General features: G+C 62.8%; 10 protein-coding genes. 6 read left to right on the top strand and 4 right to left on the bottom strand.

What is annotated here, in order from left to right:
• Window positions 1-12: 12 nt before the first annotated feature.
• From KIO76_RS26270 to KIO76_RS26250, 5 genes are all read left to right on the top strand, one after another.
• The gene (locus KIO76_RS26270; protein ID WP_213326519.1) at window positions 13-1,620 is read left to right on the top strand and encodes an ABC transporter substrate-binding protein; all 1,608 of its coding nucleotides are present in this window, start codon (window positions 13-15) and stop codon (window positions 1,618-1,620) included.
• Between the two features lie 127 nt (window positions 1,621-1,747).
• Window positions 1,748-2,740, top strand: coding sequence for an ABC transporter permease (locus tag KIO76_RS26265; protein WP_213326518.1), 993 nt, complete (start codon window positions 1,748-1,750; stop codon window positions 2,738-2,740).
• Window positions 2,740-3,576, top strand: a complete 837-nt coding sequence (locus KIO76_RS26260) for an ABC transporter permease (RefSeq protein ID WP_213326517.1) — start codon at window positions 2,740-2,742, stop codon at window positions 3,574-3,576. The genes KIO76_RS26265 and KIO76_RS26260 overlap by 1 nt, the downstream gene beginning before the upstream one ends.
• Window positions 3,573-4,553, top strand: coding sequence for an ABC transporter ATP-binding protein (locus KIO76_RS26255; protein ID WP_213326516.1), 981 nt, complete (start codon window positions 3,573-3,575; stop codon window positions 4,551-4,553). Before KIO76_RS26260 ends, KIO76_RS26255 begins: the two co-directional genes overlap by 4 nt.
• Window positions 4,550-5,359: an ATP-binding cassette domain-containing protein gene (locus tag KIO76_RS26250; RefSeq protein ID WP_213326515.1), complete on the top strand. Its 810-nt coding sequence runs from the start codon at window positions 4,550-4,552 to the stop codon at window positions 5,357-5,359. Before KIO76_RS26255 ends, KIO76_RS26250 begins: the two co-directional genes overlap by 4 nt.
• 61 nt (window positions 5,360-5,420) lie before the next feature.
• Here the strand turns inward: KIO76_RS26250 and KIO76_RS26245 are convergent, their stop codons facing one another.
• The 4 genes from KIO76_RS26245 to KIO76_RS26230 form a co-directional block, all read right to left on the bottom strand.
• Window positions 5,421-6,482: a helix-turn-helix transcriptional regulator gene (locus KIO76_RS26245; protein ID WP_213326514.1), complete on the bottom strand. Its 1,062-nt coding sequence runs from the start codon at window positions 6,480-6,482 to the stop codon at window positions 5,421-5,423.
• Window positions 6,483-6,575: 93 nt separating this feature from the next.
• On the bottom strand, window positions 6,576-7,409 hold the full coding sequence (gene kynA, locus KIO76_RS26240) for a tryptophan 2,3-dioxygenase (protein ID WP_213326513.1): 834 nt from the start codon (window positions 7,407-7,409) through the stop codon (window positions 6,576-6,578).
• The gene (kynU, locus tag KIO76_RS26235) at window positions 7,406-8,599 is read right to left on the bottom strand and encodes a kynureninase (protein ID WP_213326512.1); all 1,194 of its coding nucleotides are present in this window, start codon (window positions 8,597-8,599) and stop codon (window positions 7,406-7,408) included. The genes kynA and kynU overlap by 4 nt, the downstream gene beginning before the upstream one ends.
• A gap of 15 nt (window positions 8,600-8,614) precedes the next feature.
• On the bottom strand, window positions 8,615-10,006 hold the full coding sequence (locus tag KIO76_RS26230; RefSeq protein ID WP_213326511.1) for an aldehyde dehydrogenase family protein: 1,392 nt from the start codon (window positions 10,004-10,006) through the stop codon (window positions 8,615-8,617).
• A gap of 169 nt (window positions 10,007-10,175) precedes the next feature.
• Between KIO76_RS26230 and KIO76_RS26225 the strand changes: the two genes are divergently transcribed.
• The gene (locus KIO76_RS26225; protein ID WP_213326510.1) at window positions 10,176-11,507 is read left to right on the top strand and encodes a UbiD family decarboxylase; all 1,332 of its coding nucleotides are present in this window, start codon (window positions 10,176-10,178) and stop codon (window positions 11,505-11,507) included.
• Window positions 11,508-11,612 lie beyond the last annotated feature (105 nt).

Raw genomic sequence — 11,612 nt, 5'->3', positions numbered from 1 at the left:
GTGGAACGTGAAATGAGTGACGAGGCCAATTCCGCAATCCCGATGGACCGCCGTCAATTGCTGCTATTCGGTTCAGCGGCTCTGCTCTCCGGCACCATGCTGTCGAAGACGGCATCTGCCGCGACGGGTACGCTCGTGATGACCATCAATCCCGAACCGAATGCGATGGTGAGCGCATTCAACACGGCCTCGCCCGTCGCCGTGATCTCGGGCAAGATGACGGAAGGGCTTGTCCACTACGATTTCGAGCTCAATCCGCAACCGGAGCTCGCGACGTCATGGGAGATTGCGCCGGACGGCCTCTCCATGACCTTCAAGCTGCGGGATGGCGTCAAATGGCACGACGGCAAGCCGTTCAGTTCCGCTGACGTAGCCTATTCGATCATGGAGATTCTCAAGCAGCACCACCCGCGCGGCCGTGGCGTCTTTGCCAAGGTAACGGCCGTCGAAACGCCCGATCCCCTCACCGCGATCATCAAGCTCAGCGAACCAACCCCTGCCATGATCTATGCGCTGGCGGGTTGGGAATCGCCGATGCTGCCGAAACACGTCTACGAAGGCAGCGAGCTTCTCAAGAACCCCGCCAACAACGCGCCGATCGGTACAGGCCCCTTCAAGTTCGTGGAATGGCAGCGCGGCAGCCATATCATCCTGGAAAAGAACTCCGACTATTGGGACAAGGGCAAACCGCTCCTCGATAAATTGATCGTGCGGATCTATCCCGAGCCGAGCGCGCGCGTCGCGGCTTTCGAGGCCGGCGAATTGAACCTCGGCGGCGACGGACCGATCCCGCTCAACGAGGTCAAGAAATTCCAGGACAATCCGGCGTTCAAGGTGGAAACGCGCGGCACGGAGATGAACAACAGCCTTGACGTGCTGGAAACGAATCTGCGCAACGAGCATCTTGCCAAGTCCGAGGTGCGCAAGGCACTGATGCACGCCATCAACCGCGACCTCATGGTGAAGACGGTGTGGTATGGCCTGGCCCAGCCGCTGACCGGCCCCATTCCACAAACGCTACCCCACTTCTACAGCGCGGACGTGCCGTCCTATCCGTTCGATGTAGCCAAGGCAGAGGCGCTGCTAGACGCGGCGGGATACAAGAAGGACGGCAAAGGTACTCGTTTCAAGCTCCGGCTCATCTATCCGACCACCGGCGACACCTATGATCGCGCGGGACAGTACCTGCGCCAGCAATTCCGGAAGGTCGGCATCGACTTGGACCTGCAGGCGGCTGATGTGCCGACATTCATCCGGCGGGTCTACGGTGAGTATGATTTTGATCTCTCGATGGTGCCTGCCTCGGTAACTGCCGACCCCTCCATCGGACTGCAGCGGTTCTACCATTCCACGGCGGCAAAGCAGGGCACACCCTTCGTGAATGCGTCCGGCTACAAGAATGCGGAGATGGACAATGTCTTGTCCAAGGCGGCCGTTGAGCCCAACCCGGGCAAGCGCGCGGAATTGTTCAAACGGTTTCAACAGATTGCCATGGAGGATCTGCCCATTCTTCCGCTGGTGAGGCCGATTTACGTCACGGTCGCGAGCGCTAAAGTGCAACATTTCGTCACCGGACCAGAGGGTGTTCGCAGTCATTATTCAACACTGAGCCTGGGATGAGGCGGAGCCACGTTCCAACGTTAGCAGTGGGCCGCTGAACGAGTGCGTAGCCATGGACGGGCGCACTCGGGCTCGTCTGCGCGAACCCTGCAGTCCCGATGCGCCAGCCCGATCAAACGAGAACCTGATGTCAGCACCGCGACGCAAGCTGCCGCTCCGTTTCATCGGCAGGAGACTTCTCCAGGCCCTGCTGACGATCCTCGGCATTGCGATCATCAATTTCTTTCTTCTGCAACTGGCGCCGGGCGATGCGGCGGACGCGCTGGCTGGCGAGGCGGGGACCGCTGATGCGGAATACCTGGCCAATCTCCGACGAGAATTCGGTCTTGACCGCCCCCTGTGGGAACAACTCGCAGCCTTTCTCATGCGGCTTGCCACATTTAACCTCGGCTATTCCTTTCGTTATGGCGAGGCCATTTCCACACTGATCTTGAATAGACTTCCGGCTTCACTGCTGCTCATGGTCGCAAGCATCCTCATTGCACTCATGCTCGGTGTCCTTTTCGGCGTGACGGCCGCGCGCTACTTCAATCGCCTACCCGACCGGCTGATCTCGCTGTTGGCACTTCTTTTTTATGCCACGCCCCCTTTCTGGATCGGTCTGATGATGATCCTCGTCTTCTCGGTGTGGCTCGGGTGGGCACCGACAGGTGGCATGCGTGACATTACCGCGCAGGACCGCGGCATAGCTGGCGTGCTCGACGTGCTCCGCCACCTCGCCCTTCCTGCTTTGACCCAGGCATTCTTTTATCTTGCCATCTACACGCGGCTGGTGCGCGCGGGCATGCTGGAGGTGCTGAGCCTCGACTACATCCGCGTCGCCCGCGCCAAAGGCATCTCGGAGCGCCGCATCGCCTACCGGCATGCGCTCCGCAACGCGGTGCTGCCCCTCATTACTGTGGTTGGAACGAACATCGGCGGCTTTCTCGGCGGCGCGGTATTGACGGAAACCGTGTTCTCCTGGCCGGGGATCGGCCGGCTGATGTTTGACGCGATGATGCAGCGCGATCTCAATCTGCTGCTGTCAATCCTGGTTCTTAGTTCGGTTTTCGTTGTGCTTGCTAATCTCTTGGTGGACTTGCTCTATCCTGTGATCAACCCGACGGTGGAGCTGCGGTAATGCGCTACGTCTGGCTTGTCCTGCGCAACTGGACGACAGCGCTCGGCATCCTGCTGCTGGCTGCCGTCGTGATGATGGCGTTGACCGCGCATCTGGTCTTTCCAAGCGATCCCTACGAGATGGTAGGCGTGCCCCTCACCTGGCCCGGGCAGGAGCCCGAAACCCTACTCGGAACCGACAGTCTCGGCCGCGACATGGCGGCCGGGCTCTTCTACGGCGCCCGAGTGTCGCTGCTGGTCGGTTTTTCCTCCGCCTTCGTGGCAGCGACGGTGGGCGTCATCGTCGGTGCTTTTGCCGGCTACTATGGCGGATGGACCGATGACGTCCTGATGCGCATCACGGAGCTGTTCCAGACGACCCCGCAGTTCATGCTGGCGCTCGCTGTGGTCGCCGTCCTCGGGCCGTCGGTCACGGTCATCATCTTTTCGCTGGCCACCGTATCCTGGCCGGCTGTCGCGCGGCTCGTGCGCGGCGAATTCATGGTCATGCGCGACCGAGCTTTCGTGCATGGCTGTATCGTCGCCGGCATGAGCGACTTGCGCATCATCTTTGCCCAAATCCTGCCCAACGTCGTGCCGGTCATCATCGTCATGTCCACAATCCTGGTCGCAACGGCGATCCTCATGGAATCGGCGATCTCCTTCCTTGGCTTCGGAGACCCGAATGTGCTGACGTGGGGCACCATGATCGGCATGGGGCGTGGTCAGTTGCGGGACGCCTGGTACATCATCGCCATTCCCGGCGTGGCGTTGCTGCTCACCGCACTTGCACTCAATCTGGTTGGTGAGGGCCTCAATGACGCGCTCAACCCACGCCTGAAGCAAAGGAAGGGATGATGGTCTCCCCCTTGCTGAGCGTTGAAGACCTTAAGGTCCGCATTCGCGGCAACCCGGAGGCACAGTTGCTGCGCGGGGTTTCCCTGTCCATCGACCGCGGCGAGACATTGGCGGTGGTTGGCGAGAGCGGATGCGGCAAGTCCCTCACATCACTTTCGGTCATGGGCCTTCTTCCCGACGGCCTTGAGAAGCATGGAGGCCTTATCCGCTTCGATGGCGCTGATCTTCCGGTGACGAACAACGAGGCCATGCGCAAAATCCGGGGACGTCGCATCGGAATGGTCTTTCAGGAGCCGATGGCCGCTCTCAATCCCGTCTTTTCCATCGGTGACCAGGTCGCCGAGGTCATTCATGAGCACGAGACGGTGAGCCGTGCCGAGGCTATGGCGCGCGTCGTCGACCTGCTCGCGCAGGTACGCTTGCCAGAGCCGGCCCGCATCATTCACGAATATCCGCATCGCCTCTCTGGGGGGCAAAGGCAACGCGTGGTGATCGCCATGGCGCTGGCCTGCCGACCGGACCTGCTGATTGCGGACGAACCCACGACGGCGCTCGATGTCACCGTGCAGGCGCAGATCATGGGGCTGCTGCACGACCTGCAGCAGGCAACGGGAATAGCGATCCTGCTGATTACCCATAATCTCGGCCTGGTGGCGCAAACGGCAGACCGCGTCGCTGTGATGTATGCAGGACGCAAGGTCGAGGAAGCGACGACGCGCACGCTATTCGCCCGGCCACAGCATCCCTACACGCGCGGACTTCTGGCTGCGACACCTCGGCCAGGGCGGCGCCGACCCGGTGAGCCTCCGCTGACGGAGATTCCTGGCGTTGTTCCAGCGATCACCGACATGCCGTCGGGCTGCCGTTTCCGGCCCCGCTGCACGCTGGCCACTAGTGAGTGCAGTCAGGATGATCCACCGTTTGTTAATGGCGTCGCCTGCCACCACGCAGCTGCCTCCCGGGAGCTTGCGCTATGACCCCGATCCTGGCGGTGCGCGATCTCCATTGCAGTTTCGCGACGACACGCGGGCCGGTCCACGCGGTGCAGGGCGTGAGCCTCGATCTCCATCCGGGGGAGACGTTGGCGCTCGTGGGGGAATCGGGATGTGGCAAGACGACGTTGGCGCGCTGCATTCTTGGTCTCCAGAAGCCGACATCCGGCGAAGTGCTGCTGGACGGAGACAATCTGGTCGGTCTGTCGCGACGCGAGGCCAGACGGCACAGGCCGCGCATGCAGTGCGTCTTTCAAGATCCTTTTGCCTCGCTCAACCCGCGCAAGCGGGTGGAGGACTTGATCCGCGAGCCGCTCGACGTGCAGGGCATCGGAACGGCAGCTGAGCGGCGCCGACAGGTGCGCGAGCTGATGGAGCGTGTCGGCCTGCGGCCGGACTGGGGCAGGCGCTTCCCCCATGAGTTCTCCGGCGGCCAGCGCCAGCGCATCGGAATCGCACGGGCGCTCTCGCTGCGGCCCGCCGTGCTCATCTGCGACGAGCCCGTCTCCGCTCTTGATGTGTCCGTCCAGGCGCAGATCATCAACCTGCTCTGGGAACTCCAGCGCGATCTCGGCATGAGCTATTTGTTCATCACCCACGACCTGATGCTCGTCGAGAACTTCGCTGACCGGGTCGCCATGATGTACAAGGGCAAGATCGTCGAGGAAGGGCCAGCCTATGAGGTCTGGCGCAATCCGCAGCATGAATTCACCCGCACGCTGATCGACGCCATCCCCGTGCCCGATCCGGATACGCCGCTTGGGTCGGGGCGTTCCGCGTTCACCGAGTAGGACAGGGCCGATTGGCCGTGACTTCCGCGTGCCGTCGCCTTGGCTGTGCGGTCCCCTGCTCTCAGGGCGGGTCCGTGGGCACCAACCGCTGGCGCGCCTGCTTCGGCGTCAACCCGAAATGCGCGCGAAATGCCGACGTGAAGCTGGCCTGATGCCGAAAGCCGACAGCTTGGGCGACAGTGGCTATCGGTGTGTCGCTTTCCGCCAGCAATTGCATGGCGCAACGCATGCGATGGCGGTTGCGATATGCGAAGATCGTCGTCCCATACAGTAGCCGAAATCCGCTTTTCAGCTTGGTCGCGTTCGTGCCGAGCTTCCGGGCCAATCTCGGAATGGTCTGCGATTCCGAGAAGTCGCTCGCCAGAACGTCCCGTGCGCGATCGAACATGGCGAGTTCGCGGGCGGTGAAAACAATCGATTGCTCCTCAGCCTTGCCGCCGCGGTCGATGGCATCGACGGAGAGCACGAGGAGCTCGATGATGCGGGCGGCCGCGAGCGGAAGATCCCTCGGGCCGGTAAACTTCATCTCGAACAAATCGCGCAGGAGACGCAGGAATTCGGGATCGATCTTTTGCTCGGACATGGCCATGGTGCCTTCGCGGGGCGACAGCAACTGCCGTGCCATGCTGTGCGAGACATCCATGCCAAAGCTCTCCTTGAGGAGCTCCGGCCTGACGTAGAAACTCGCCATCTTGTAGGTTCCGGGCTGACAGACCACGTCGTAAGCCATCCCTTCCGCCTGCTGACAGACGATCAGCGAAACGTTGGTCGGGGCGGTCGCGTCTCGCTCCTGGGGAAGTGAGAGCTCGACCGGACCCGCGAGCAGGAAATGAAACTCGAGCAAGCCCTCCGCGGCCACGCGCTCATGGCGCATCGTGGTGTATTCGCAGTCAGTCAGAACCACGAATATGCCTTCGGAAGGGGACAGGAAACGCCACCCCCCTCTCCCCTCCTCCTGAGGCAGATCAAAGCATGCGTGGAACAGGCCGAGCCGTTTGTCGACCTCAAGGTACACTTCGGATTTTGCCAGGTTGCGAAACGTGGCGGCAACCGTTCCCTCCGGCCCGCCGAAATAGGCGCGGAACAGCCCCCTTGCACCAGCCGCGTCTTCACAATCGTCCATACTTGTCTCCAGCCCGCTCGCACGGTCCGGACAAATTATCATCGATTGTGAAGATTCGGCACGCAGCCCGCTCCCTTCGGTGGACAGCATCGCCTAAAGGTCGGATCGGACATGCCAGAGTTCGGGGAACAGCTCTACCTCGAGCATCCGGCGCAGATAGGAAACCCCGCCGGTGCCGCCGGTGCCGCGCTTGAAGCCAATGATGCGCTCCACCGTGGTCACGTGGTTGAAGCGCCAGCGGCGGAAATAATCCTCGAAGTCGACGAGCTTCTCAGCCAATTCGTACAACGGCCAATGGTGCTGGGGGTCGGCATAAATCTGCCGCCACGCCTCCCGCACCTTCGGATTGATAGCTCTGGTCTGGCGGATATCGGTCCGCGGTTCGTCGCCCACGTCGAAGCCGTTGCGCCGGAGAAGCGCGATCGCCTCGTCGTAGATGGAGGGCTCGGACAGAATGCTCTCCAGCTGGCCGAGCGTTTCCGGCCTGTGCTCGTGCGGCCGCAGCATCGCCAAGTTGCGGTTGCCCGCCAAATATTCGATGGCCCGGTATTGCCATGACTGGAAGCCGGAGGACTGACCGAGCGATGGCCGCATGATGTTGTATTCGGACGGCGTCATGGTCCGGAGCACATCCCAGGCGGAATTGAGCTGATCAAAGATGCGGGCGACCCGCGTCAGCATCTTAAAGGCCGGCTGCAACTGGTCATCCCGCAGCGCACGCGAAGCCGAGCGCATCTCATGGATGGCAAGCTTCATCCACAATTCCGAGGTCTGATGCTGGATGATGAACAGAAGCTCGTCATGCGCTCCTGAAAGCGGCCTCTGCGCGCCCAGCACCTCGTCGAGATGGAGATAATCGCCGTATGACATTTTGCGGTCGAAGGACATTTCCGCGCCTTCGACGGAGGGATCGTAAGGCTCGGTCATGTCACGGCTGCCTTGTGATGGTAATCAGGCGTGTCCCACAGCCGCTTGTCCAGAACCTCGGCCAGCACGGTCACCGCCTTGTCGATTTCGGCCTCGCCGAGATAGAGGGGCGTGAAGCCGAAACGCATGGAATCCGGTGCCCGGAAGTCGCCGATCACACCTCTGGCGATCAAAGCCTGCATGACGGCATAGGCGTGGGGGTGGCGGAAGGACACTTGGCTGCCTCGCGCCGCCGGGTCGCGCGGACTGCCGAGTTCGAGGCCCGGGCAGTTCGCTTCCACCCCGGCGATGAACTGCTCGCTTAGATTGATCGACTGGGCTCGTACATCGCGCAGGTCGACGCCCTCCCAGATGTCGAGAGCGGTATCGAGCACCGTCAAGGCTATGACAGGCGGGGTGCCGACGCGCATCCGTTCGATTCCGGGCGCGGGGCGATAGTCCAGATCGAAGGCGAAAGGCGCATCATGACCCATCCAGCCGGACAGGCTCGGGCGCGCCTGGTCGGCGTGCCGAGGCGCGACATAGATGAAGGCAGGCGCGCCGGGCCCACCATTTAGATATTTATAGGTGCAGCCGACCGCGAAATCCGCGTCCGCTTCCGTCACATTGACGTCGAGGGCTCCGGCGGAATGCGCCAGATCCCAGACCGTCACCGCTCCGGCCGCATGGGCCTTGGCGGTGAGGCGCTTCATGTCGTGGAGACGGCCGGTGCGATAGTCGACTTCAGTGATGAGCGTGACGGCAACACGCTCGTCGATGGCATCTTCAATCTCCTCAGGCTTGACGATCTTCAGTTCGTAGCCACGCCCGAGAGAAGCCAAAAGTCCCTGAGCGATATAGAGATCGGACGGAAAATTGCCGCTATCGGACAGCACGACGCGCCGCTCGGGCACGAATTCGAGCGCCGCGGACAGCGCTTGATAGACCTTGATCGACAAGGTATCGCCCATCACCACGGTGCCTGGCGCCGCGCCGATCAGCCGTGCCACCCGGTCGCCGACCTTGCGGGGCTGCACATACCATCCGGCGGTGTTCCAGCCGCGAATGAGCTGGTCACCCCATTCCTGCGTCAACATCCGCGCCAGGCGCTCGCCAGCCGCGACGGGCAGAGGCCCGAGCGAATTGCCGTCCAGATAGACGACACCCTCAGGGAGGTGGAAGGCTGCGCGGGTTTTCGTGAAGTCGATCATGCGCCCAGGTCCAGATCAAGCAGCCACCGAACGGATGACGATCGCCTTCTTGCGTAGAAAGCGGCGAAAGCCCCCATAACCATAGCGCGTACCCCCGAGGCCCGAACAGCCGAAGGCCGTTTTCTCGGCGCGGGCCCCGACACCGCCCATCGTGTCGAAATCGTTGATCCACAAGCCACCGGCATTGATGCGGCTGCCGATCGCGATGGCCTTGGCCTCCTCGCCGATGACTGCTGCGGACAGCCCGAATTCCGTGTCATTGGCCAATCTGATCGCGTCCTCTTCCGTGTCGAAGGCCATGATCGGGATGATGGGACCAAAGGTCTCGTCGCGCATGATGGCCATGTCCTGTGTGACGTTGACCAGAACCGTCGGTTCGCACCAGAGCCCGCCGCCATGGGTGATGATGCGGCCACCGGTCAGCACCTTGGCGCCCTTGGCGAGCGCATCGGCGAGCTGGTCGCGCAGTATGTCCGCCTGACGGGCGAAGATCACCGGCCCGAGTTCCCCCTGCTTGATGTCGGCGGTGTTCATGATGAGCGCCTTCATGCGCGCGACGACCCGCTCGCATACGGCCTCGTAGACGCCACGCTGTACATAAACGCGCTCGATGGCGCAGCAGAGCTGGCCCGCGTTCTCCACTGACCCGCGCACGATGATCTCCGCCGCGAAATCGGGCTCGGCACTGTCCAGCACGACAGCCGGGTCGCTGCCGCCGAGTTCGAGGAACACGGTCTTGAACTGGGCGGCGGCGCGCTCCTGCACCTTACGGCCGGTACGCACCGAGCCCGTGAAGACCAGCGTGTCGGTGAGATCAACGATCATCGCACCCGTCTCCCCGTCACCCTCGAAGACGTCGAGCACGTCCCGCAGATGCTCAACCTCTGCGATAGCCGCGCGGAAAGGCTTGATGAAGCGTGGCGTGACCTCAGACGGCTTGATGGCGACGGCCGAGCCGGCGAGCAGCGCCGTGATCGCGTCGATCATGCAGAGGATAAGGGGGTAGTTCCACGGCGAAATGATGCCCACCAGTTCGTAGGGCACGTGCTGCTGCTGGAAGCGCAGCGTCGGATCGGAGGAAGAGCCCGTCGCCTCCGCGAGCGCCTCGGCTGCCGTGGCGCAGCGCATGCGCGTGATGCCCTTGAGGCCTTCGATTTCATTGACCGACCACTCGTAACGACCGGTGTCGGCGCAGAGCGCCTCAAGGATCGCGTCATAGTGGCGGTCCACCGCATCGCACAGGGCCAGCATCGCCTTCGCCCGGCCATCGATGCCCAACGCCAGCCATGCAGGCTGGCCAGCGCGCAGTTCCGCGCAGCGCGCCTCCAGCGCCTCACGGCTCAGGGGCGTTATCGCATAGTCATTGGCGCCGGTACGCGGATTGCGGATATCGAGCGTGCGGGTCATCGTGCATCCTCTTGTCTCGACCAGAAGATGGCCGAGCGTCCCGCTCCTGCAAAGGGGCGCGTGTCGCGTCCTGCCGAATTCCAAAAAGTTAGGGCTGGCGAAGAAAAAGCGAAAGCTGTTATCGGCTGCCGCAAGCGGATTAACTGGCGGAACCGAGAAGGAGACGACCATGCGGCGATTCATCGAAGATCTGGCCCAACGCGGCGAACTTGGCGTTGTGCGCCGCCCGGTCGATCCGCGCCACCAACTCGCGGCCGTCACCAAGGCCGTGCAGAAGGCGGGCGAGCAGGCGGTACTGTTCGAGACCGTCGAAGGCACGGACCTCCCGGTCGTATCCAATCTCTACGGCAGCCACGACCGGCTTTGCCGGCTGATCGGCGCCGGCGACGGCAAGACCTTCTGCCAGCGTTGGATCGAACTCACGGACGCCTGTATCGCCGCGCAGGACGACGACGTGCTGGAACAGGCGCCCGCCTCGGTCCAGGCGGAATTCGTCGCGGGCCGGCTCTCGGACCTGCCGGCTGTCACCTACCACGCCCGGGATGCGGGCCCCTATTTCACATCGGCCATCTTCCTGGCACGCGAGCCCGACAGCGGCGTGCCCAACCTGTCCTTCCACCGCGCCATGCAGGTCTCGGATGAGGAATTGCGGGTCCGCCTCGGCTCAACGCACGACCTCGCCCGCTACCAGGCCAAGGCGGAACAGCGCGGGCAGCCGCTGGAGGCAGCACTGCTCCTGTCCTGCCCGCCGGACATCTTCCTTGCCGCCTGCGCCTCCCTGCCCTACGAGGCGTCGGAACTGGCGATGGCCGCCAAGATCAGCGGCGGCAAGCTCGCGATGCGGCGCTGTGAGACGATCGATCTCGACGTCCCCGCTTCGGTGGATATCGTCGTCGAAGGCCGCTTCCTGCCCAACGTCAAGCGGCCGGAAGGACCGTTCGGCGAATTCATGGGCAATTATGTCGGCGTCGGCGACAACCATGTCTTCGAGGTCAGCCATGTGAGCTACAGGCCCGGCGCCGTCTTCCACGGGCTGGTGTGCGGCTCGCCGGAGGACCTGCGGCCCCTGGAGGCCGTCACCGCGGCCCGCATCTATCGCCACGTGGCCTCTCAGATGCCTGGCGTCATCGATGTCTGCTGCCGCCCCAATGTGATGATTTCCATCATCAAAATCCGAAAAACCTACGAGGGCCAGGGCAAGCATGCCATCCTCGCGGCGCTTGGCTCCCATCTCGACTACAACAAGGTCGTCATCGTGGTGGACGAGGACGTGGACATCTACGATCTCGACGACGTGATGTGGGCCTATATGACGCGCGGCCGCGCCGATACCCGGGCCATGATCCTGAACGACATTCCCGGTTTCTATCGTGACCCCCACAAGGATCATTGGGGTCGGCTCTGCATCGACGCGACCATGCCCTTCGGCCGCGAGGCAGAATTCGCGCGCAAGACCATCCCCGGCGAGGACGCGGTCGATCTCAGCCAATGGCTGGCGTGATGCGACCCGTTTCAGGCGCGGCTTCGCCACATAGCGCATCCGTTGTGCCGGTCGCTTAAAAGCTTCGCCCGATTGCGCAAGCGCCCGGCATTCCGCGCCCGCCGG

The organism is Chelatococcus sp. YT9 (assembly GCF_018398315.1).
Taxonomy (GTDB): Bacteria; Pseudomonadota; Alphaproteobacteria; order Rhizobiales; family Beijerinckiaceae; genus Chelatococcus.
Note: the sequence above shows the minus strand (reverse complement) of the source record. Positions and strands in the feature narration are given on the sequence as shown.